Below are 24,396 nucleotides of genomic sequence, written 5' to 3'. Positions count from 1 at the left end.
GATCTCCGTGTTGCCTGCGTTATGAAAATTAAAATTCGCCCTTAAACCAGCTTTGGACCCGATTCCAAGCGCTAGTTACCCCTTGGCGCTCAGGACGTTCGAACTGACGTTCGATCACCCGTCGTGCGCCGTAATGAAGCAGTCCGACTCCAGTGGAGTAAATAGACTGGTCCACGTATTCATATAAACCTTTGATCGGTAGCGGTGACGCTACGCGAACTGGCATGCCAAAAGTCGCTTCCGCAATATCGACCACACCTTGAATCGACGCTGTGCCACCTGTGAGCACAATACCTGCGGCGATTTGATCTTCTAACCCACTGTCTTTCAACTCTTTAAGCACAAGCTCAAACAGCTCTTGGTATCTTGGTTCAACCACTTCGGCGAGCGTGTGACGTGACATGCTCCGCGATGGACGACCACCTACCGATGGCACTTCAATACTGTCTTCGCGGCTCACCATAGAACTGCGAGCACAGGCGAACTGCACTTTAATTTGTTCAGCATGTGACGATGGCGTGCGGAAAATCTTCGCAATGTCGTTCGTCACTTGGTTACCAGCAACGGGCACAACCGCACAATGACGCAAGGCGCCATTGGTATATACCGCAATATCTGTAGTGCCACCGCCGATATCGACGATACATACACCTAAATCTTTCTCATCGAAGGTCAACACAGCATCGGCTGAAGCAATCCCAGAGAACACTAAGTCGTCGACCTTAAGGCCACAACGCTCAACGCTCTTAGTAATATTCTTCGCCATATCATTGGCGCAGGTCACTATGTGTACCTTGGCCTCCATACGCATACCGGACATACCGATTGGGCTGCGAATGCCGTCTTGAACGTCGATTGCATATTCCTGCGGCAGCACGTGTAAAATGCGACGTTCGGTCGGGATCTTCACCGAGCGAGCCGTATGGATCACGTTATCAACATCTTCCTGTGTCACTTCTTCATCGTTGATCGATACCATGCCGTTTTCATTTTGGCAGGCGATGTGTTTACCCGAAATACTCAAGTAAACCGATGACACTTGGCAATCCGCCATTAATTCCGCTTGATCGAGCGCACGTTGCACACTGCGAACTATCGAATCTAAATCGTTCACGCCACCTTTATCCATTCCCCTTGAGGGATGGTTACCAAGGCCGACTATGCTAATTTCGCCATCGGGCAGAACTTCGCCTATGATCACTGCGACCTTAGAGGTTCCTATGTCCAATCCGACGATAAGGTTTCTATCTTGGTTTTTGATCATTAATTATCGGCTCTCTTGTTTGTGCATCGCCCCAGCCTACGGCCAACCCTGTGTCGTAGCGCAAATCTACTCTGGCAACGGATTTCTCTTGTTTCGCCAAAACCGGATAAACAGTAATAAATCGTTGTATCCGTGCAATTTTATCTTCTCGACCCAAATCTAAAACGATACCGTTTCCAAGGGTCGCGTGCCACGCATGTCGTGGCGTTAAATTCAAACTGGCTAAGGTAAAGCCATTAATCTTTAGTAGAGAGTTGATCTGTGCATAGACAGTCAACACCTCAAGGCCCATATCATTTGGTCCAGATAATTGCGGTAAATGCTCAAGTTCTGGGTGCGATGGCGCTTCGAATACTTCTCCATGCACGTTCAACCACAAGTCACCATTCCAATGGGCTGCGGGTTGTTGCTCTTGCAAATACACCCTGAGTTTCGCTGGCCACTCACGCCTTACCGATGCGCGATATACCCAAGGTAAAGCTTCTAACGCCTGCTGCACTAAGGTAATGTCAGCACTAAAAAAACTGCGCTGCATTAAATGCTGTAGTGCTACTTGTATATCTTTATCTGTGGTGTAAACCCGCTCACCTTTGATGGCAACGGCCTCAATCGGCAAGTTGCTGGCATCATTCAAAAATTTATGTAACTGATAGCCACCAAATACAAAACTGGCTACGATGAAGAATAAAAAGCCAGCCCCGCTCCATTGATACCAATTAAACCGTGACATTCTTGCCCGCCAGTGCCGCCTCTTATCACTCCAAGACACGCTTCATCCCACCTTTAACGACACCCATTAAAAACCACAGAAAACCGGCCATTATATAGACCAAAATCCTTTGGTCAAAATTTCCTTTTTCTCGCAGATCAAGCGCTAAAGATCAGCTTGCTTACGCAGGTAATTCCACCACAGCAAACCCTAATCCAGACGACGCTAACTGTCGTGACAGGGCGCCAATATTACCCGCACCTTGGGTGAGTAATAAATCCCCGTCCTGCAATACATCGGGCAACACTTCTGCAAGCAGATCTGGGCTTGCGATAAAGATCGGATCTAGCTGACCACGCAAGCGAATTGAACGACATAATGCGCGACCATCCGCACCTGTGATCGGCGCTTCACCCGCACTATAAATATCGAGTAACAATAAGCAATCCACTTGCGATAACACTTCCACAAAATCCTCATACAAATCACGGGTACGAGTGTATCTGTGCGGCTGATACGCCATGACCAAACGTCTATCAGGCCATCCTGCACGCGCAGCTTTAATGGTCGCCGCAACTTCGCTGGGATGATGACCATAATCATCCACTAACATGACTTCGCCCTTCGGCGTAGCAAATTTGCCTAAATGCTGGAAACGACGCCCTATACCTTGGAACTCCACTAAAGCCTGAGTAATAGCGTTATCGTCGATTTCATCTTCAGTCGCCACCGCAATGGCAGCTAACGCATTGAGCACATTATGTTGGCCCGGTAAATTCAACACCAGATCGAGATCTTCTTTAGCTTTACGTCTGACAGTAAAACGGCACTGATGACCTTGCTGACTAAAATTAAGTGCTTGCACGTCCGCATCGTCACTGAAACCATAGGTCACGTGTTTACGGCCAATACGCGGCAGAATCTCACGCACGACGGCATCATCGATACACACCACCGCCACACCGTAGAACGGCAAGTTGTGTAGAAAATCCACAAAAGTCGATTTCAGTTTTTCAAAATCACCGCCATAAGTATCCATATGATCGGCTTCGATGTTGGTCACCACACTGACCATAGGCTGCAAATGCAAAAAGCTCGCATCACTCTCATCAGCTTCGGCAATCAAATAACGGCTGGTGCCTAATCTGGCATTGGTACCGGCACTGTTGAGCAAGCCACCAATCACAAAGGTTGGGTCCCGCCCAGCTTGACCATAAACGCTGGCGATAAGGCTCGTTGTCGTGGTTTTACCATGGGTGCCCGCAATCGCCACACCATGTCGATAACGCATCAACTCGGCTAACATCTCAGCACGACGCACAATAGGAATACGTAATTCTTTAGCGGCAAGGATTTCTGGATTTTCCAGATTAATCGCGGTTGATACGACGACCACATCCACTTGCTGCACGTTTTCAGCGGCATGACCAATTTGGATCTTGGCACCGAGTAAACACAATCTGTCGGTCACGGCATTTTGCGCAATATCCGAACCACTCACCTGATAGCCTTCGTTCACTAACACTTCGGCGATCCCGCCCATGCCCGCGCCGCCAATGCCGACGAAGTGAATACGCTTAATACGGCGCATTTCTGGGATCATGCTTCTCAGTTGTGCGTATCTTTCTGTCTTAGTCATGCTTATCCTTTCTCAGCAAGGCTGATGCACACTGCGGCAACTTGTTCAGTCGCATCCAGTACCGCAACGTCTCTCGCTCTTTGGCCCATACGGGCTAATTCTGTTCTGTCATTGGCGAGCAACTGTAATTTGTTCGCCAGTTTATTCACGTCCAAGATGGCCTGTGGCAATAGGAAAGCTGCGCCAGCCTCAACCAATACTTGAGCGTTACGGGTTTGATGATCATCCACTGCATGGGGATAAGGTACCAGAATACTCGGTAGCCCCACCGCCGCTAACTCAGACACAGTCAAGGCGCCAGCTCGGCACAATACCACATCAGCCCAGCGATAGGCGGCTTCCATGTCGTCGATGAACTCAGCGATATTCACGCCACCATCTTGTCCTTGTTGCTGATATGCCGCCTTCACGCCCGTAAGATTATCTTTACCCACTTGATGCCAAACCGTCACTGACTGCTGCTGACTCAATATCGCAACCGCTTCAGGCATAAGATCGTTAAATACTTTGGCGCCAAGGCTGCCACCGACCACGAGCACTTTTAAGGCTTCATCAGCCTCAGGCTGAGGTTCTGCACCTAAGGCAATCAGTTCTTGACGAATCGGATTACCAACGACCTTTGCCTTCACCGTGGTAAAGGTATTTTTAAAGGCGCATAACACTTGCGTCGCAATCCGCGACAACAACTTGTTTGTCATCCCTGGGATGGCATTTTGTTCATGCAGCACCAGTGGAATTCCAGCTAATCTTGCCGCAACACCACCTGGACCACTGGCGAATCCGCCCATGCCAAGGACCACATCGGGTTTAAACTCAGCAATCACGGCCTTAGCCTGCAATATTGAACGCACCACTTTAAATGGCGCCGCAAGTTTTCGGATCAAACCATTACCGCGCACACCTTTGATATCGATGAAATCAATATCAAATCCATACTGGGGCACTAAACGCGCCTCCATACGATCGGCCGTGCCTAACCAACGCACTTGCCAACCCTGTTGAGCTAAATACTTAGCCACCGCCAGTGCCGGGAACACATGTCCTCCCGTACCACCCGCCATGACTAAAATACGTTTTCCTGTTGGAGTCATCACTTCAATCTCCCTTGCACGGCCTGAACTAATGTCATGCGCCGCTCGTAATCAATGCGCAGCAACATCATCGCTGCCGCAGTCATGACCCATAAACTACTACCACCGTAACTGATAAAAGGTAATGTCAGCCCTTTGGTTGGCAACATGCCGATACTCGCGCCGACATTCACCACAGTCTGGAAACAAATCCAAATACCGATGGCATAACCTAAATAACCTTCAAATGGCTTATCCATGGCTAAACACAAATTACCTAAACGAATCGATCTCAGCGCCACAAATAGCAGTACAGATAACACGGCAATAATGCCGATAAAGCCCAATTCTTCCCCGATCACGGCAAAGATAAAGTCTGTGTGCGCTTCGGGTAAATATTCTAATTTTTGAATACTATTTCCGAGCCCTTGGCCAAACCAATCACCTCGACCATAGGCCATCAAAGATTGAGTCAACTGGTAACCGCTACCGAAGGGATCTTGCCAAGGATCCATAAAGGAGGTCACTCGGCGGATACGATACGGTTCCAATAGCACTAGGGCCACAAACGCCAATACGCCCGCAAAAATCAAGGCAAAGAAATCGAGTAAACGCGCACCGGCTAAAAACAATAGACCAACCGTTCCCACAAATAGCACCACCACAGTACCTAAGTCGGGCTGCATCAAAATCAGCACAGCGTAAATCGCAAATACTGCAATCGGCTTATAGAAGCCTTTAGCATTCTCGCGCACTTCCTGATGACGCCTCACTAAGTAACCCGCCATATAGATGGCAAAGGCAAATTTAGCGACTTCCGCCACCTGGATGCGAATAGGGCCTATGGATAACCAACGCGTCGCACCGTTTACCGTAGTACCAACTACCAATACAGCTAACAACATCAAACCCACAATCAACAACAACATGGGGCTCCAGCGCTGCCAAGTCTGCATCTCTACTCTTAGCACAAATGCCGCAATGAATAAGCAACCCACTAAATAACCCACATGGCGAGTCATAAAATAAAATGGGTTCCCCGTGAGCGTTTGCGCTTCAGGCATAGAGGCTGACATCACCATTACAAAGCCGAAGCTAATCAAAGACAACACAGCCGCGAGCAAAGCACGGTCGTACAATTGCACGCCCGGCACTTCGGTATCACGTTGCCAATTGGGTATTGCTAAACGCAAACGCCCAAATAGGCTAAGTTGTCTTGCATCACTCGCCATTAAGTTGTCCCACGAGGTTTCTAAAATCATCACCTCGAGCCATGAAGTTACTGTACATATCTAAACTGGCGCAGGCTGGCGATAATAAAACGATATCACCAGAGGTTGCCAATTCAGCGGCTTTCGCTACCGCAGCAGCCATAGTGTCGACTCTTATCGAGCCGTCTTTCAATGCAGCAATCTTTTTACCATCGCGGCCTAAGGTGATGAGGTGTGTGACTTTAGCTAAAGCCACAGCTAAAGGCTTAAAATCAGCCCCTTTACCGTCACCGCCAGCAATCAAAATAATATCGCCTAAGTGGTCACTCAAGCCATCGAGCGCGGCGACTGTGGCACCGACATTTGTCGCTTTAGAGTCATTGACATAGGTCACGCCATTCTTAACACCAACCACTTCACAGCGATGGGATAAGCCAGTAAAAGTACGCGCCACTTTTGCCATAACGTGCTTATCGACACCGACGACATCCACAAGCGCCATCGCCGCAAGTAGGTTGGCATGGTTATGGCTGCCAATCAGCGACACTTCAGTGATCGGCATTATTTCGCTGCTGCCGTGATAAATCTTGCTGTCGCTGATGCCCCATTCGTCCGCTTCTGGCGCCGCTAAACCAAAACTGTTTTGGTTCATTGGTTCTGGCGGTACGGTCAGTTTATCGTCACGATTAAAGAGTACGGCACGGGTTTGTTTGTATAAGCGTAATTTAGCCTCGCGGTAGGCATCAATGTCACTGTATCTGTCCATGTGGTCTTCGCTGATATTCAAACAGGTCGCCACCACACACTTAAGACTGTGGGTGGTTTCCAATTGAAAGCTCGACAACTCAAGCACAAATAAGTCCGCATTTTCATGCAGTAAATCCAGCGCAGGCACACCGATATTACCTCCGACGGCAACAGCAATACCCGCTTCCCTTGCCATCTCGCCCACCAGCGTAGTGACTGTCGATTTTCCGTTAGAGCCAGTAATGCCAATCACACAAGGTTTACGGTCAGCAATCTCACGGGCAAATAGCTCCACATCGCCAATCACCTCAATGCCCATATCCACCGCGGCACGTACCTCTGGGGTATAAGTGGCAATGCCTGGACTGATAATGATCTGCGTCGCTTGCACAAGATAACGGCAATCGAATCCGCCAGAAATCAGCTTCACATCAGGAAAAGACGTCGCTAACGTTTCGGCGCCCGGAGGCTGCCGACGACTGTCCATCACCAATGGCGTAATGCCCTTTCCACACAAATAGCGCACCACGGACAAACCCGTGGCCCCTAAACCTAACACTATGTGTGAATACTGATTTTGCATAACCAATTACCTTAACTTCAACGTGGCTAAGCCAAGTAAGACGAGGAATATCGAGATAATCCAAAAACGCACTATCACTCGAGGTTCAGGCCAGCCTTTTAACTCATAGTGATGGTGGATCGGCGCCATGCGGAAAATACGCTGGCCGCGTAACTTGTACGAACCCACCTGCAGAATGACTGACAGGGTTTCCATCACGAACACGCCGCCCATAATCACTAACAAAATTTCTTGGCGAACAAGCACTGCGATCGTGCCCAATGCAGCACCTAATGACAGTGAACCCACATCGCCCATGAAGACTTGCGCGGGATAAGTGTTGAACCATAAAAAGCCCAGACCCGCACCGACAATGGCGGTACAGACGATCACTAACTCACCCGAACCGGGTAAATGCGGAATATGTAAGTAGTTTGCAAACTGAGCGTGACCCGACAAATAAGCAATCAAGGCAAACGCCGCCGCAACCATTACCGTCGGCATAATCGCCAAACCATCGAGACCATCGGTTAAGTTCACCGCATTACTCGAACCCACTATCGTGAAGTATGCCAATACGATAAATACGGCGCCGAGTTGCGGCATCACGTCTTTAAAGAAAGGCACCACTAACTGTGTTTCACCTGGATTTGCCGCTGTGGCATACAGGAAAAAAGCAATAAGCAGCGCAGCCAAAGATTGCAGAATGTACTTCCAGCGCGCGATCAAGCCTTTAGTGTCTTTACGTACCACTTTGCGGTAATCGTCGATAAAGCCGATCAAACCGAAACTGCCGAGCACAAACAGCATGACCCACACATAGCGGCTACCCAGATCGCCCCACAGCAACACGCTGATGAAAATAGCAGCCAATATCAGCAAGCCACCCATAGTCGGCGTGCCACGCTTACTAAAATGTGATTCTGGACCATCGTTACGCACAACCTGACCAATTTGCAGTAATTGCAAACGTTCAATCAGTTTAGGGCCAAACCATAAGCTAAAAACCAATGCGGTCAATAAGCCTAAAATGGCTCGAAATGTCACATAGGAAAACACGTTAAACCCGGTATGAAAACGGGTTAAATACTCGGCCAGATATACCAGCATTTACACTAACTCCCCACGCCCGAAGGCTACTGTTAGGCCATCCACGACCCGCTCCATGGCGGCGCTACGTGAACCTTTAACGAGAACCGTTACCTGTCCCGGCAACTGGTTTATATGCTTTATAAGTTTTTCTACTAACGTCGCCACACTGTCATAGTGCTCCGCACCGAAAGCTTGGCTCGTGTGCTGACTTAAAGTTCCGGTACAAAACAAGGCATCAATCCCCTGTTGCTTGGCCAGTTGCCCTAGTTCAGCGTGTAAAAGGGGCGCATTGTCGCCTAATTCTCCTAAATCTCCCAGTACCAGACAGCGATTTTCAGAAATTTCCTTTAACCAAGCGATCGCCGCGCCAACGGAGACAGGATTTGCGTTATAGCTATCGTCGATTAGACGCACGCGCCCCAATTGACTCGGCTGCATACGTCCTTTCACTGGCGTTAATTGGCTCAAGCCTTCAGATATTTCAGTCAAACTCAATCCCAAAGCAATACAAACACTTGCAGCGGCGAGTGCATTACTCACCTGATGACGACCCGCCAACGGCAATACCACTTGGCAAGATTCACCTAAATAATTGAGCATAAAACGATAGCAACCATCCGCATTAGTCTTATGGCCTGTCGCTATCACGTCGATATGACGTTTAGCGGCACCATCTTGCTGGGAGAAGCTCAGTTGCTTATAAGGTCTTGCCTTAACGCTCATAAAATCAGCGAAGGCATCATCGGCATTGATGATGGCAGTGCCATCGGCCTGCAGATGATTAAAAATTTCTGACTTCGCCTGTGCGACACCCGCTTGCGATCCAAATCCTTCTAAATGGGCGCTGCCGACGTTATTCACCAGCGCGACGTTTGGACGCACGAGTCCCGAGGTGTAATCGATTTCACCTTTATGGTTAGCGCCGAGCTCGAATATCCCAAACTCATCCTCTGGCGTTAAACGCAGCAAAGTGAGCGGCACACCAATCTCATTATTAAAGTTGCCAGCGGTATAGAGGATTTGATGCTTTGCCGACAGAATGGTCGCGATCATTTCCTTCACGCTGGTTTTGCCGTTTGAGCCAGTCAAAGCAACACAAATCGGATTGATCTGGTCACGAGCATAAGCACCAATCGCACCCATGGCCTTTTGACAATCAGCCACAATGAGCTGCGGGACATCAAAAGCTAATTCACGCTCAACCATCAACGCCGCGGCGCCGTTCGCAATAGCTGTTGCGGCAAAATCATGGCCGTCAAAGCGCTCACCCTTTAAGGCAACAAACAGGGTTGCAGCGCCGATTTTACGGCTATCACTGCTTAAATCTTGGATGGTGACGTCGTCACCGACTCGATACACGCCTAAGTGTTGACTTAGAGTCTCGAGAGAAAGAGGGATCATCTTGATTGCTCCAATGACCGGTGTGCCAATACACATCCATCATAGTGTTGACTTAGGGCCTCGAGAGAAAGAGGGATCATCTTGATTGCTCCGATAACTGGCGTGCCAGGGCGCGTTCATCATAGTCATGACGCACACCTGCCACCTCTTGGTAAGTTTCGTGGCCTTTGCCCGCCAGCAAGATCACATCGCCAGGTTTAGCCAATGCCACAACCTCTTTAATTGCTGCGATACGGTCAACCTGAGTCAATGCCTGCTCTGGTGTTGCAAGCCCTTGGATAATATCGGTAATAATTTGCGCGGGGTCTTCACTGCGCGCATTGTCGCTGGTCACCATAATGCGGTCGGCAAACTGTTCAGCAGCTTGGCCCATCAAAGGACGCTTGCCCTTATCACGGTCGCCGCCACAACCAAACACGCACCATAAATCACCAGCACAATGGCGACGTAGCGCGTTTAACGCTTGTTCGATCGCATCGGGTGTATGGGCATAATCGACCACTAAGGTGATGTTATCCGCAGTAGTGAAACGCTCCATACGACCTGCAACGGGCGTTAAATATTGCACCTGCTCGGCTAACGCTTTCATATCAAAACCTTGCAGATACAAGGCCGATAACGCCGCGAGTAAATTAGAGAGATTAAAGGCACCAAGAAGTGGCGAGTGGATTTGAGTCTCGCCCTCGGGCCACACTAAGGTTGCACTGACACCTTGATCGTCAAACTTGGCATTTTTGGTATAAAAAGCCGCACCTTGATGACCTTCAATGCTAAAACCCCAAATCTGCGCAGGCACAGGCTTAAGCTCAGTCAACCAAGAGGCGCCAACTGCATCGTCGAGATTCAATAAACCGTGACCTAAAGTGCTGAAACGAAATAGGCTTTGTTTAGCGGCGGCATAGCTTTCCATATCGCCGTGGTAATCGAGGTGATCGCGCGTCAGATTAGTGAACACGGCAACATCAAATGGCAATGCGTCGACGCGGCCTTGCACTAAGCCGTGACTCGACACTTCCATGGCGCAGACACTCGCGCCTTGGGCTTCAAACTCATGCAACTGACGCATTAAGGTAATCGCATCGGCTGTGGTGTTACCACTATCAACAAGCTCGCCCCAGAGACCATTGCCAAGGGTGCCCATGACGGCGGCTTTGCGCCCCAATGAAGTCACCAGTTGTGCAATGAGTTGACTCGTAGAGGTTTTACCGTTAGTTCCGGTAATACCGATAACCCCAAGGGATGGCATAACGGCAGACTTGTGCGCTAAGGGATAACGCTGGGCGGCAATTGCCGATACCTGACGACTTAACTGAAAGAAATAAATCTGCACACAGTGCTCGGCATTATCGCCCAGCAACACTTTGCCATGTTGGTCAGCATCATCCGTGTGAACTAATACGGCTGCGGCACCTAAATCTAAGGCTTTTTCAATAAACTGTCTGCCATCGACCTTATGTCCTGGCAGCGCCAAAAACACATCGCCGCGACGTATTGCGCGGCTATCTAAGGTCAGATCATTGAAGGACTGCGCGCCAGCATAATGTAGCCAAGGCGCTAGCAAATCCCGTAATAACATCATTCTGCTCTCCCAGCGGCTATTCCCGCCAATTGCACTTGTTCTTTATCGGTAATGGGTTCAACGTTTAACATTTGCAGTGCGCCAGACATGACTTTGGCAAATGCAGGCCCCGCCACTGAACCACCATAATAGAGATCGCCCTTAGGCTCATTCACTACCACCACTATCGCTAATCTAGGATTATTCGCAGGAGCAACACCCGCAAATAAAGCAACATAATCATCACCATAACCACCAGCAACTGCCTTACGACTTGTGCCAGACTTACCTGCAACTGGATAACCGTCGATGTGTGCTAAGGTGCCAGTGCCACCTTTTTCCGTTACACCGACTAGCATTTGCATCACATCGTGGGCCACATTTTCAGAAATGACTCGCTCACCGACAGGTGGCTTTTTCAGTTTCATTATCGAGACCGGGAACAAAGTGCCGCCATTGCCTAAGGTGGCGTACATACGCGCAAGTTGAAGTGTTGTTGCCGTTAAGCCGTAACCAAACGATAAGGTGGCACGTTCAAAGTCTGACCAACGGTGGCGATCTTGAATCAAGCCAGCGCTTTCACCCGTGAGGTTAATTCCCGAAAAACTACCAAGTCCCATGGATTGATAAGTGCCGAGCAGTTGCTGCACCGGAATAGACAAAGCCAATTTACTGATGCCGACGTTACTGGATTTAGCCAAAATACGCGCCAAACTCATATCGCCATAGTTCGCGGGGTCACGTACTTGGCGACCACCTAAACGCATCCAACCCGGTGAAGTGGCAATAATATCGGTCGATTTAACTGTGCCAGCTTCAAGCGCTGCGGCTACCACAAATGGCTTAATGGTCGAACCCGGCTCAAAGGTATCTGTCATAGCACGGTTACGCATTCTGAAGGTTTGCAGATTGTCGCGCGCATTGGGGTTATACGAAGGCGTATTCACCATAGCCAAGACTTCACCCGTATGAATGTCGAGGACGACAATCGAACCCGAAGTCGCTTGGTTCATCTCAGTGGTGCGTTTTAGTTCGCGATAGGCTAATTGTTGGATCCTATGATCGATACTCAGCACGAGATCGTTAGGGCTCTCACCTTCCTGCACTATATCGAGACGCTCGACGACATGACCATCGCGTGACTTACGCACTTTTTGTTTGGAAGGCGTACCTGTTAACCAACTATTATAAGCATTTTCAACACCTTCAATCCCAACATCATCTATGTTAGTGATGCCGATTAACTGAGCTGTGATTTCACCGCCAGGATAATAACGGCGAGATTCAGACTTTAGAAATACACCGGGTAATTTAAGCTGAGTAATATAGTCCGCAACCGCAGGGGTAATTTGGCGTTTCAAGTAGGTGAAGCGTTTGGTGGGGTTACTGCGCACTCGCTCTAACAAATCTTCGAGGGGCTCATGCAACACATCGGCTAAGGCTTGCCAGCGGCGCATATCGGCAAAACCATTACTATCATTGACTTGTTTTGGATCGGCCCAGACGGCTCGTACAGGTACGCTCACGGCCAGCATGTCGCCATTACGGTCGGTGATCAAGCCACGCTGCACTTCACGACTTGTGGTCCGCAATGTTCGCATGTCACTTTCGTGACGTAATTTGTCGGGCTCGATAATTTGAATGTAAGCTGCGCGTCCCACTAGGCTGCAAAACAACGCACACACAAACCCGACCACTACGTATAAACGCCAGTGGATCAATTGAGGTTTTTGCGGTTTGCTTACCCGTTTGATTTTCGCTTGCCTAGTCATATCTTCCCTATACTCACGGCACCTTTACCACAACTTCTTCGCTGGGTAACGGACGACTCATGTTGAGTTCCTTAGAGGCAATACGCGTAATACGACTGTGCTCAGTCTGCGATTGCTCTTCTAATAATAAATTGCGCCACTCAATATCTAATCTATCTCGCTCCTGCAGTAACTGGTCCCACTGGGTTGTCAGTTGACGGCTAACATGACTGCCATAAACCACGGCAACCGCATTACTCAGCACAAGCAAGGCTAATAACAAGATCCATTTGTGCAGCCATAAATCATGTAAAACGATCCGTGGCAGATTAATCGAGGGCTTACTCACAGTGCGCCCCTTAGTAATCTAAACGCTCGGCAATGCGTAACACTGAGCTGCGAGCTCTGGCATTGCGTTCGATTTCTTCGTCGGATGGCATAATCGCCTTGCCCACGGCACGTAACTTACGCGACTTGTTAATTTGATCTTCAGTAACCGGAAAACCGTGCGGTACACTTTCGCCTTGGCTATGACGACGAATAAAACGCTTCACGATACGATCTTCTAAAGAATGGAAACTGATGACCGACAACCGTCCTTGGGGTGCGAGCACATTGACGGCTCCTTCAAGTGCCTGATCAATTTGATCTAATTCACTATTGATATAAATGCGGATTGCTTGAAACACCCGAGTCGCAGGGTGCTTATTGCGTTCTTTATTTTTAGTGATACGCGCAATTAAATCGGCTAAATCTTTGGTACGTAAAAACGGCGTTTTCTCACGATCGGCAGCAATACAACGGGCAATATGGCGAGCATTTTTCTCTTCACCGTAGGTTTTAAATACCCAAGCCATATCTTCAATTTCGGCACGAGCCAACCATTGCGCAGCCGTTTGGCCTTGGCTGTTATCCATACGCATATCGAGTGGACCATCGCGCAAAAAACTAAAACCGCGTTCAGCATCGTCTAGCTGGGGTGAAGACACACCTAAATCGAGTAATACGCCATCAATTTTGCCCACAAGCCCAAGCTCTTCGACATAATCGGCTAATTGACCAAAGCCACCATGCACAATTTGAAAGCGTGGATCGTCAGCAAATTGTTTGGCCGCTTCAATCGCTTGAGGATCACGATCGATGGCGATCAATCGACCATGTTCACCGAGTTGTTGTAATACTTGTCTTGAATGACCACCGCGGCCGAACGTGCCATCGATATAGATGCCATCGTCTTTGATGTTTAAACCGCCAACCGTTTCTGCTAGCAGTACGGATAAATGGGCAAATTCTTGACTCATTACTCTCTTCTTATTTAGTTATCACGACTCGTTAAAGTGAAAAATCCGCGAGACGCTCATTATTAACGAGATCCTCACTTCGAATCGTTTCCTGACATTCATCAATTTGCTGCAGCCAAGATTGCTCATCCCACAGCTCAAATTTATTCAATTGCCCCACTAGCATGATGCGCTTATCTAAATTGGCATATTGCCTTAACGGTGGCGGCAGTAATATGCGCCCATTACTATCGAGCTCCACTTCGTGGGCGTATCCGAGTAACAGGCGCTTTAAAGATCTCTGGGTTTTATCGGTATCTGAAAGCTTCAACAACTTAGCTTCGATCAATTCCCATTCGTGAATGGGATACAAGAGTAAGCAGGCGGATTGGATATCGACGGTAATCACGATGCGGCCTTGGTGCTCAAGCTGCAAAGGTTCGCGGTATCGCACTGGAATAGCGATCCGTCCCTTTGTATCTAAGTTGATAGCACTGGCTCCACGAAACACGCTAATTCATCCTATCCTTTGATTTTTGATCCACAAATATCCACTATTTCCCACAACTGCTAAGTTTAGGGACAGTCGACAAGCATTGTCAAGGGATGGGATCCTTTTATAAATCCAGTCGGCAAGCGGGTTAGCTGCATGTTGAGCACTTAACCTCGCGACAAACTTTTGACAAGAAAAACCATTAGAGATTGACTAAACAGAGGAAACAACAGGAATAAATAGCGCCGATATATTCAGCAACCTTTTGCTTTCAGGTGCTTGCGATGAAAAAAATGGGGAATTATTTCTGTATTTGTGGGATTTTACGGGTCGAGAAATAACGTCAAACTCAAAAACGCAACAAAACAAACTTACGTCCATTCTTGTTCGACAGTCAAAAAAGAGTTGAAATCAGCATAAAAATCTAAATTTTTATTCCAAATAAAGACGTTCATCTTTTTACTAATGGCTGAATATTACTGTCGCGATTGCGAGAAAGATCAAAAATCCCACGTAAAATCCACCAAAAGAACCACTTTATCCCTACACATTCACCTTATACCCGCACTAGCTACCTAATGACTCGCCTTATTCGCCTTAACAAGTTAAACGGCGTATAGTCTAAATATTGACCTACTTCAGCCGATATCATATTAAGAGGTGTAATAACAAGGAGGCGTTATGAGTGGATTGGATAGCATTTATGCCATGCTGGCACAGCCAGTAAAAGCCGTGTTTCACCCTAAACGGGTTGTTGACCAAGTCAGCAGCGCAAGCGCAAATGCCCCCGATAGCCATGAAACACCGCAGTCGCAGTTACCTCCAGCGTTAGAAAGCCGCAATACTAAAGTCAGGGAAAGACGCAAAGAATCAGATAACAATAAAAATAAGAAACGCCGTGCATCGGATGAAACCGAAACGCTAAAACTAAAAGAAGGTGTCGTACTTGAAGTGACCGATGATTCCGCAGAAATCAAGAAGCTACCGAGCCAACATATCATTGATGTAGAAGTATAAATCCGTACTGATATAAAACGGAAAAGGCGCAATCCCATTGGATTAGCGCCTTTTTATTAGCCTCTTTTTAGCAGCACTATCGAGCATGTCTGAAATCAGGCCAGATTTCGAATCATGCGATACCTCAAATTAAGTTTTATCTCAAACCAATGCCGCCTCAAGGCGTATTGTTTAAGTTCGAGTTCTGGCCACCGCGTCCTGCCAACCTGCGTATAGCTGTACTCGAGTCTGGGCATCGATATTAGGGATAAAATGCTTATCGATACAGGCTTTGTGCTCAAGCTCTATCACACTCTCCCAAAAGCCCACTGCCAACCCAGCTAAAAATGCCGCACCCAAAGCGGTTGTCTCACAAACGCTTGGCCTTAACACTTCGACATCGGTAATGTCGGCTTGAAATTGCATCAAAAAATCATTAGCGACCGCGCCGCCATCCACCTTTAAACGCTTAAGGCTGACGCCACTGTCTTTGATCATGGCATCGAGTAAATCTTTACTCTGGTAAGCGATGGATTCTAACGCCGCCCGAATAATATGATTACGATTCGCCCCGCGTGTCAGACCAAATAGCGCACCACGGGCATTGGGATCCCAATAGGGCGCACCGAGTCCCACAAAAGCGGGCACCAGATACACGCCATTAGTATCGGCGACCTTAGAGGCAAAGTACTCAGTATCACTGGCATCACGAATAAGCCCCAGTTCATCTCGCAGCCATTGAATGGTCGCGCCGCCCATAAAGACTGAACCTTCGAGGGCATAGTTCACTTCACCCTTAGGCCCCACGGCAACTGTAGTCAATAAGCCATGGTTTGAGCGCACCGCTTTGGTCCCTGTATTCATCAACAAAAAACAACCAGTACCGTAGGTATTCTTCGCCATGCCGGGCTCGACACATAACTGACCAAAAAGCGCAGCCTGTTGATCGCCCGCCATTCCTGCGACTTGGATTTCACTGCCTTCCCCCGCTATCCGTGTCGTACCATACACGCTGCAGGAAGGTTTAACGTCAGGCAACATAGACAAGGGAATATCTAAGGCTTCGAGTAACTTATTATCCCAAGTCAGGCTATGGATATTGAATAGCAAAGTGCGGGCAGCATTGGTGGGATCGGTGACATGCACCTTGCCCTCGGTTAACTTCCACACGAGCCAAGTATCGATAGTGCCGAACAACAACTCACCACGATCGGCTTGCTCACGGGCATTGGGCACATTATCTAGAATCCACTTGATCTTAGTGCCTGAAAAATAAGGGTCTAGTAATAAACCAGTATTCTCACGCACATATTCTTCTAACCCTTGAGCTTTGAGTTGCTCACAAATCTCAGCGCTGCGACGGCACTGCCACACTATCGCGTTATAAATAGGTTTACCTGTGGCCTTCTCCCATATAACAGTGGTTTCCCGCTGATTGGTAATGCCAATAGCGGCCACTTCATCGCTGTGAATACCCGCACGCGCCAATACTTCAATTAACACTGAACTTTGGCTTGCCCAAATCTCCATGGGATCATGCTCGACCCAACCCGGATTAGGGTACAACTGGGTAAATTCCCGCTGGGACACGCTGACAATGTTTGCGTCGTGATCGAAAACTATCGCTCTTGAGCTGGTCGTGCCTTGATCTAAGGCCACCACGTATTTTTTCTGCACGCTACTATCCTATCTGAACTCTCCGCCGCCTTTTTATGCTGGCGAGAATTAACGTGATCCACCGACTTATGCAGTGAATATATTCGGAATTTACCGCCGTGACCAGCAAGCAAGCCGTAAAACAAGATAACGCCACCATGCTATAGCCATAAAAAAGCCCTGAAGATTCAGGGCGTAATTAAACTACGTAGAACTTACATCTTATAGCTCATCTGGATACCCGCAAGCCATACATCGCCGCTTGCTTCGCCGTTAAAGTTAACAGTCGCGAGGTTCAATAGGTTTTGCTGTTCATTGATTGGCGCATCGCCAGTCGCTTTAATATAAGTCACAGCAAAATCAACGTTCAGGTTCTTAGTTGCCTGATAACCTGCGCCCACAGAGAACCACAGACGATCAGAGTCTGGAATTGTGGTTGTGCGCCACTCGTCATTTGCCGCAGTTTTATCTAAAGCAACACCGGCACGCACTAACCAGTCGTTATTCACTTGATAAGTCGTCCCTAGCGCGAAGCGCCAGTTATCTTCGAAGTGCTCTTCTTTAACTAAATCAGACTCTAAGCCGCCCTTGGGCTTAACTTCACCAGGGAAATAAGCCACTAGTTGATCGAATACGCTCCAATCGGTCCAGTTCACGCTCGCATGCATAGCCCAGTTATCGGTCAATTGGTGATGGGAAGCTATCTCTGCAAAAGCGGGCAATTCAAGCGGTAAATAACCTTCAATGGACACATCTTGGCCGCCAGTGTACAAGACGCCAGAAGCATGACCATCCAAGTCCAGTTGCACGCCGCTGTGATAAGCAAAGCCCAAACGGTGAGCAGGATTGATCTGCCAACTTGCACCTAACTGCCAGCCATAACCCACATCATCACCCTTCATGCTTTTCAGCTCAGTGCCACCAGGAGGTAACACTGCCTGCACCGGAGCCGGCAGAGCAGGTTTGATACCATCGACCCAACCTGGTAATGAGGCACCAATTTCACCTTCACCATAAACGATACGTACACCAGCACCAACGCTGACAGCATCATTGATGCGATAAGCGATGTTTGGATTAAATTCAACGGTCGTAACCGAAGTCTTATTACCAAAAATAGCCGCTGCGTGAGTAGCGGGTAATTCAGTGGCTAGACCATAATTAGAGTTTACCGCTAGGCCCCAAGTCCATTGATCATTTAGCTGATTTGAATAATAAAAATTTGGCACGAGTGCGTCATCGGCCACATCCAGTGCGTCGCTACCTTTCATAACAACAGGATTTGGACCAATTAACGGTGAGCTAAGGCTCACATCACCAGTCACATCGACGTTTGGCATAACGTAAATGCCACCCGCGGACAACTGGCGCCCTTCTAAATAAGTGAGCATGGCAGGATTTCGACCTTGAGCCGAAGCGTTATCCGCCATAGCGGCTTCACCCGCAAAGGCGCGACCTAAACCTGTAGCAGAGTATTCCGCAAGTTGAAAACCCGCGGCATGGAGTTGAGTCGTTGAACTTAACAAAGCTGCAGTGACAGCCAAAGTCAGAAGACGTTTTTGCATTATTATTCTCTAATCATATTATTGTTATCTGTACTACTTAGATGAGTACTGAGGCGTTCAGGCAAAATAGAGCAAACACTCCAGATTGAATGCGCAGCAGTTTACTTATGCAGAAGATGTTTGCAACCAAAGGAGATAAAACAGACAGAAACTCTAAAGAAATGCGACTTTAAAACAGATTTAGTGACATACATCACCATTAAAACAAAAGCCAACCTTTAAACATTCAAAAATCATTCACAACAGTCGTGAGATTTAAATTAAGAATTCAATAAATACTAATATTAAACAATAAGATAAAAAATAAAAACTTTGGAACACCTGTAAATCATTTAAACTCGACAAATTCAGCATAAATCACTGAGGAGAATAAAATTTTCTAGTATTAAAACGACAATAAAAATTTATGCTTTAAAATACAATTAATTAAATTAAGAGTGTATTGAGATTTAAAACAAAAACGCCTAGGTATTAACCTAGGCGCTTAAATATAGACTCAACACGAGTACAAATGTGCGCTGAAAGTTTAGCGGCGCCAACCTTGGATTTGAGTTTCGTACTGACTGATTTGCGCAGCATGGGACAAGGTCAGCCCAATAGCATCTAACCCATTGAGTAGCTTATGTCTCGCCGACTCTGCCAGCGTAAAACTAAACTCAGCACCTGACGGTGAAATCACTTTACAGCTTGTGAGATCAACCGTGATTTGCGCGCCTTCTTCTGCCGCCACTTCATCCATCAACTGACGCACCTGCACGTGGGTTAACGCCACAGGCAATAGGCCGTTATTGATTGAGTTGCCGTAAAAAATGTCGGCAAAACTCGGTGCAATAATGGCGCGCAAACCAAAATCCGCCAGCGCCCAAGGCGCATGTTCGCGGCTTGAACCACAACCAAAGTTTTCCTGCGACAAAAGAATTGAAGCGCCTTTATAACGAGGCTGGTTCAATGAAAACTCAGGATTAGGCACATAGCCCGCATCATCTAAATAACGCCAGTCATGAAATAAGTGCACGCCAAAACCATCGCGCGTCACCTTAGACAAAAACTGTTTCGGAATGATCTGATCCGTATCGATATTGGTGCTGTCGATCATGACCGCAAGCCCGGTATGGGTCGTAAAAGGTTGCATTAACTTCTCCTCTTGGGTTTACGGTAATTAGTAAGGTTTACGAATATCGACAAAATGCCCAGCCACCGCAGCGGCGGCGGCCATTGCAGGGCTCACTAAATGGGTACGACTGCCGCGGCCTTGACGACCTTCGAAATTACGATTACTGGTCGAAGCACAGCGATCGCCCGCCTCTAATCTGTCATCGTTCATCGCCAAACACATAGAACAACCCGGTAAACGCCACTCAAATCCCGCTTCAATAAAGATTTTATCTAAGCCTTCGGCTTCGGCTTGGGCTTTCACTTGACCAGAACCGGGTACGACAATCGCGGTGACGCCACTCGCGACTTTACGGCCTTTGGCATGTACTGCGGCACTGCGTAAATCTTCAATCCGCGAGTTAGTACAAGAACCGATAAATACCTTGTTGATACTGATGTCTGTCATAGGCGTACCCGCACTCAGGCCAATGTATTCTAAGGCCTTTTCCATGCTGGCACGGGTGCTTGGGTTGGCTTCATCCATAGGATTTGGCACTTTGCCATCGATCGCTACGACTTGGCCGGGGTTTGTACCCCAAGTCAATTGTGGCGCAATATCGGCGGCATCTAACTCAACGACAGCATCAAACACGGCGCCGTCATCGGTTTTAATGGCTTGCCAGTAAGCGACAGCCTCTGCCCAATCTTCGCCCTTGGGTGCAAACTCGCGGCCTGCTAAATAGTCAAAAGTGGTTTGATCCGGCGCGACCATGCCCGCCTTAGCGCCCATCTCAATCGCCATGTTGCACACTGTCATGCGACCTTCCATCGACAGTGCTTCAATCGCCTCACCGCAGAACTCCACCACATAACCTGTGCCGCCATCCATGCCGATTTTGCCGATAATGGCGAGTACGATATCTTTGGCGGTCACGCCATCGGTGACATGACCACGCACTTCAATCTTCATGGTCTTAGCTTTTAGTTGACGCAAGGTTTGGGTTGCTAAAACGTGCTCAACCTCGGACGTACCAATGCCAAACGCCAATGCCCCAAAGGCGCCATGGGTCGCGGTATGGGAATCACCACAGACAATCACAGTGCCGGGTAAGGTAATACCCAACTCTGGCCCCATCACATGCACAATCCCTTGATTAGGATGATGAATGTCGTATAAACGCACGCCAAAGTCTTTACAGTTTTGCGCTAAGGTTTCAACCTGTGTGCGCGCCATTGGGCTTAGCGCATCTAAGCTGGCACTACGGGTCGAAGTGTTGTGATCCATAGTAGCAAAGGTTTTTTCCGGTGCACGCAGTTTGCGGCCCGCCACTTTTAAGCCACTAAATGCTTGGGGAGAAGTCACTTCATGGACTAAATGTCTGTCGACATAAATGATCGGCGCTTCACCTTCTGGAGTCGCTACAACGTGGGCATCCCATACTTTTTGATACAGCGTTTTTGCCACCGCGTTTTTTGGCACAGTCGTCATTACACACCTTCCTTTATAGCATTGGCGATAAAGTCACCCATCTCGGCGGTTGATTTAGCTTGGCTACGCTTGTCGCTGCTCAATAGCTCACCGGTTAAGTAGCCAGAATTTAATGCTTTGCTGACGGCACGCTCAATCGCACAGGCGGCTTCTTCTTGCTTTAAGCTGTGGCGCAGCATTAATGCCGCCGACAGAATTTGGGCGATAGGGTTTGCAATACCTTTGCCCGCGATATCCGGCGCACTGCCACCCGCTGGTTCAAATAAACCAAAGCCAGTGCTGTTCATGCTCGCCGATGACAACAAGCCCATAGAGCCAGTTAACATGGCGATTTCGTCGGATAAAATATCGCCGAACAGGTTAGAACATAGCATCACATCGAACTCATCGGGACGACGTAGCAACTGCATGGTCGCATTATCGATATAGATGTGTTCAAGCTCGACATCGGGGAAATCTACTGCGACTTCTTCAACCACTTGACGCCATAACACTGAACAGGCGAGCACATTGGCTTTATCCACTGAGGTCACTTTTTTACGGCGACCACGGGCGGCTTCGAAGGCGATGCGGGCGATACGGCTAATTTCGCGACGGCTATAACGCATGGTATCGAAGGCTTCTTCATTTTCGCCTTCGCCTTGACGGCCCTTCGGCTTACCAAAATAAATGCCGCCGGTTAACTCGCGCACACATAAAACATCAAAGCCACGGGCGGAAATATCGCTACGCAGCGGCGACATATGTTCTAAGCCATCATGCAATTTTGCTGGGCGCAGATTACAGAACAGTTCGAAGTGACCACGCAGAGGCAATAGCGCGCCGCGCTCAGGTTGTTCATTTGGTGGTAACTTTTCCCACTTAGGACCGCCTACCGAGCCAAATAGGATCGCATCGGCCGCTTCACAGCCCTTTAGCGTGGCATCGGGTAAGGGACAACCGTGGTTATCGATGGCAATACCGCCAACATCGAATTCAGTGTATTCGATATTCAAATCGAAACGCGCTTCAACCTCACGCAGCACTTTACGCGCCTCTGCCATCACTTCAGGACCGATCCCATCCCCTGCTAATACTGCTATTTGATAACTCATACGCCAGCTAACTCCTTTAAATGTGAATGCTTTATGCTCGACCTTGCTATTCTTTGGATGCTTTTAGCGACTAGACGCCGCCTAGCTCTCGATTTTTTTGCATGCTTTGTTTGTAATCGGCAACCTTGTCTGCGCGGCACGTTAAGTTCATCACATGCACTAAAGCGCGTGCCGAGGCTTCAACCACATCGGTTGCCAAACCTACGCCGTGAAAGTTTTGCTCGTGGTAAACCGCAGTAATATCCACTTGGCCTAAGGCATTTTGACCTACGCCCTTAGCGCCTAGCTTGTAGCTGATGATATCGATTCGACGATCGGTTGCGCGAGCAATCGCGTTATAGGCAGCATCAACAGGACCATTACCCGTTGCGGCTTCGGTTTTAATTTCGCCGCCCACTTCGATACGCACAGTCGCCGTAGCAACGCCTTCAGTTGAGTCAGACTGCACCACTAATTGCTGCAATTGATAGTGATTGTCTTCTTCGGCCTGCGCTTCCATAAAGGCTAAGGCTTCTAAATCATAATCAAATACTTGGCCTTTTTTATCTGCCAATTTTAGAAACTCTTCATACAGAGTATCCATATTGTAATCGTGCTCGCTATAGCCCATTTCTTCCATGCGATGCTTGATCACATGGCGACCCGAGCGCGAGGTCATATTCAAGTTGTTGCGATTCAAACCTATGCTTTCTGGCGTCATGATTTCATAGGTATTTTGTGCTTTTAACATGCCATCCTGATGGATGCCCGACGAATGGGTAAAGGCATTCGCACCGACAATCGCCTTGTTCGCCTGCACTGGCATATTGCATAACTGGCTGACTAAATTAGAAGTACGGTGAATTTCTTTGGCATTAATGCCAGTTTCTAGCCCTAACATGCCCTTACGCGTCGCTAAAATCATAGCGATCTCTTCCAGTGAACAGTTACCCGCACGCTCACCTATGCCATTGATCGTACATTCAATTTGACGCGCACCGTGCTGTACAGCAGTAATCGAGTTTGCCACAGATAAACCTAAGTCATCGTGGCAATGCACTGAGATCACTGCTTGGTCGATATTCGGCACCCGATTAAACAAAGTCTGAATGATATTGCCAAACTCGCTTGGCACTGTGTAACCGACCGTATCGGGAATATTAATGGTGCGTGCGCCCGCACGAATGGCGGCTTCTACCATACGGCATAGATTATCGATGGGCGTACGCCCCGCATCCTCACAGGAAAACTCCACATCGTCGGTAAAGCGACGGGCGTATTTCACTGCGCCCACCGCCATCTCTAACACTTGATCGAAGGAGCGCTTCAACTTGCTCTCAACGTGAATCGTTGAGGTCGAGATAAACGTATGGATACGGAATTGATCTGCGACAGACAAGGCCTGCGCCGCTGCATCTATGTCCTTTTCCAATGCACGGGATAAGGCACAAACACGGCTATTTTTGATGGTACGCGCTATGGTCTGCACTGACTCAAAATCACCGGGTGAAGAAACCGGAAAACCCACTTCCATCACATCCACACCCAGACGTTCCAGCGCCATAGCGATCTGTAGTTTTTCTTTGACCGACAAACTTGCGGCTAACGCCTGCTCACCATCACGCAAGGTAGTATCAAATATTATGACTCTGTTAGACATCTCGCTTCTCCATGGAACGTCACCGTTCGTTAGTTAATTTTTGCCGTATTCAGATACAAAAAACCCCGCAACATCGGTGCGGGGT

20 protein-coding genes are annotated in these 24,396 nt (G+C 48.3%); 1 reads left to right on the top strand and 19 read right to left on the bottom strand.

Going from position 1 to position 24,396, the window contains the following annotated elements:
* Nucleotides 1-28: 28 nt before the first annotated feature.
* From ftsA to mraZ, 13 genes are all read right to left on the bottom strand, one after another.
* Nucleotides 29-1,264 carry a cell division protein FtsA gene (gene ftsA / locus GWI56_RS07650; protein ID WP_006079897.1) on the bottom strand — a complete coding sequence of 412 codons (1,236 nt, stop codon included), beginning with the start codon at nucleotides 1,262-1,264 and terminating at the stop codon, nucleotides 29-31.
* Entirely contained in the window at nucleotides 1,245-1,994 is a 750-nt protein-coding gene (locus GWI56_RS07645; RefSeq protein WP_168826587.1) for a cell division protein FtsQ/DivIB, read from the bottom strand. Before GWI56_RS07645 ends, ftsA begins: the two co-directional genes overlap by 20 nt.
* Before the next feature lie 160 nt (nucleotides 1,995-2,154).
* Nucleotides 2,155-3,612, bottom strand: a complete 1,458-nt coding sequence (murC, locus tag GWI56_RS07640) for a UDP-N-acetylmuramate--L-alanine ligase (protein ID WP_198572580.1) — start codon at nucleotides 3,610-3,612, stop codon at nucleotides 2,155-2,157.
* 2 nt (nucleotides 3,613-3,614) lie between these two features.
* The gene (gene murG / locus GWI56_RS07635; RefSeq protein ID WP_173248714.1) at nucleotides 3,615-4,703 is read right to left on the bottom strand and encodes an undecaprenyldiphospho-muramoylpentapeptide beta-N-acetylglucosaminyltransferase; all 1,089 of its coding nucleotides are present in this window, start codon (nucleotides 4,701-4,703) and stop codon (nucleotides 3,615-3,617) included.
* A complete protein-coding gene (gene ftsW, locus GWI56_RS07630; RefSeq protein WP_113941076.1) occupies nucleotides 4,703-5,914 on the bottom strand; it encodes a cell division protein FtsW in 1,212 nt (403 codons plus the stop codon). The genes murG and ftsW overlap by 1 nt, the downstream gene beginning before the upstream one ends.
* Nucleotides 5,904-7,223, bottom strand: a complete 1,320-nt coding sequence (gene murD / locus GWI56_RS07625; protein ID WP_131525724.1) for a UDP-N-acetylmuramoyl-L-alanine--D-glutamate ligase — start codon at nucleotides 7,221-7,223, stop codon at nucleotides 5,904-5,906. Before murD ends, ftsW begins: the two co-directional genes overlap by 11 nt.
* Nucleotides 7,224-7,229: 6 nt before the next feature.
* Nucleotides 7,230-8,312 (bottom strand): phospho-N-acetylmuramoyl-pentapeptide-transferase, encoded by a 1,083-nt coding sequence (mraY, locus tag GWI56_RS07620; RefSeq protein WP_006079891.1) that lies wholly within the window; start codon nucleotides 8,310-8,312, stop codon nucleotides 7,230-7,232.
* Nucleotides 8,313-9,695, bottom strand: a complete 1,383-nt coding sequence (gene murF, locus GWI56_RS07615; RefSeq protein WP_198572579.1) for a UDP-N-acetylmuramoyl-tripeptide--D-alanyl-D-alanine ligase — start codon at nucleotides 9,693-9,695, stop codon at nucleotides 8,313-8,315.
* A gap of 76 nt (nucleotides 9,696-9,771) precedes the next feature.
* A complete protein-coding gene (gene murE, locus GWI56_RS07610) occupies nucleotides 9,772-11,274 on the bottom strand; it encodes a UDP-N-acetylmuramoyl-L-alanyl-D-glutamate--2,6-diaminopimelate ligase (protein WP_198572578.1) in 1,503 nt (500 codons plus the stop codon).
* Nucleotides 11,271-13,025, bottom strand: coding sequence for a penicillin-binding transpeptidase domain-containing protein (locus tag GWI56_RS07605; RefSeq protein ID WP_105251191.1), 1,755 nt, complete (start codon nucleotides 13,023-13,025; stop codon nucleotides 11,271-11,273). Before GWI56_RS07605 ends, murE begins: the two co-directional genes overlap by 4 nt.
* Nucleotides 13,026-13,038: 13 nt before the next feature.
* Complete coding sequence (gene ftsL / locus GWI56_RS07600; protein ID WP_105251190.1) at nucleotides 13,039-13,353, bottom strand: cell division protein FtsL; 315 nt, start codon at nucleotides 13,351-13,353, stop codon at nucleotides 13,039-13,041.
* Between the two features lie 10 nt (nucleotides 13,354-13,363).
* Entirely contained in the window at nucleotides 13,364-14,305 is a 942-nt protein-coding gene (gene rsmH / locus GWI56_RS07595) for a 16S rRNA (cytosine(1402)-N(4))-methyltransferase RsmH (protein ID WP_105251189.1), read from the bottom strand.
* Nucleotides 14,306-14,336: 31 nt separating this feature from the next.
* The gene (gene mraZ, locus GWI56_RS07590) at nucleotides 14,337-14,795 is read right to left on the bottom strand and encodes a division/cell wall cluster transcriptional repressor MraZ (protein WP_105251188.1); all 459 of its coding nucleotides are present in this window, start codon (nucleotides 14,793-14,795) and stop codon (nucleotides 14,337-14,339) included.
* Nucleotides 14,796-15,458: 663 nt separating this feature from the next.
* Here mraZ and GWI56_RS07585 point away from each other — a divergent pair.
* Complete coding sequence (locus tag GWI56_RS07585) at nucleotides 15,459-15,794, top strand: hypothetical protein (RefSeq protein WP_105251187.1); 336 nt, start codon at nucleotides 15,459-15,461, stop codon at nucleotides 15,792-15,794.
* 171 nt (nucleotides 15,795-15,965) lie between these two features.
* On the opposite strand, the gene glpK is transcribed toward GWI56_RS07585, so the two are convergent.
* The 6 genes from glpK to leuA all read right to left on the bottom strand — a co-directional run bounded on the left by glpK (nucleotide 15,966) and on the right by leuA (nucleotide 24,311).
* A complete protein-coding gene (gene glpK / locus GWI56_RS07580; RefSeq protein ID WP_198572577.1) occupies nucleotides 15,966-17,450 on the bottom strand; it encodes a glycerol kinase GlpK in 1,485 nt (494 codons plus the stop codon).
* A 194-nt stretch (nucleotides 17,451-17,644) separates the two neighbouring features.
* On the bottom strand, nucleotides 17,645-18,994 hold the full coding sequence (locus GWI56_RS07575; RefSeq protein ID WP_198572576.1) for an outer membrane protein transport protein: 1,350 nt from the start codon (nucleotides 18,992-18,994) through the stop codon (nucleotides 17,645-17,647).
* A 526-nt stretch (nucleotides 18,995-19,520) separates the two neighbouring features.
* Nucleotides 19,521-20,126 carry a 3-isopropylmalate dehydratase small subunit gene (gene leuD / locus GWI56_RS07570; protein ID WP_198572575.1) on the bottom strand — a complete coding sequence of 202 codons (606 nt, stop codon included), beginning with the start codon at nucleotides 20,124-20,126 and terminating at the stop codon, nucleotides 19,521-19,523.
* Nucleotides 20,127-20,153: 27 nt separating this feature from the next.
* On the bottom strand, nucleotides 20,154-21,554 hold the full coding sequence (gene leuC / locus GWI56_RS07565) for a 3-isopropylmalate dehydratase large subunit (protein ID WP_198572588.1): 1,401 nt from the start codon (nucleotides 21,552-21,554) through the stop codon (nucleotides 20,154-20,156).
* Between the two features lie 23 nt (nucleotides 21,555-21,577).
* Nucleotides 21,578-22,672 carry a 3-isopropylmalate dehydrogenase gene (gene leuB / locus GWI56_RS07560; protein WP_198572574.1) on the bottom strand — a complete coding sequence of 365 codons (1,095 nt, stop codon included), beginning with the start codon at nucleotides 22,670-22,672 and terminating at the stop codon, nucleotides 21,578-21,580.
* A gap of 70 nt (nucleotides 22,673-22,742) precedes the next feature.
* A complete protein-coding gene (leuA, locus tag GWI56_RS07555; RefSeq protein ID WP_113941087.1) occupies nucleotides 22,743-24,311 on the bottom strand; it encodes a 2-isopropylmalate synthase in 1,569 nt (522 codons plus the stop codon).
* Nucleotides 24,312-24,396: the final 85 nt, after the last annotated feature.

The organism is Shewanella sp. DW31 (genome assembly GCF_015767295.1).
GTDB classification, from domain to species: Bacteria; Pseudomonadota; Gammaproteobacteria; order Enterobacterales; family Shewanellaceae; genus Shewanella; species Shewanella oncorhynchi.
Note: the sequence above shows the minus strand (reverse complement) of the source record. Positions and strands in the feature narration are given on the sequence as shown.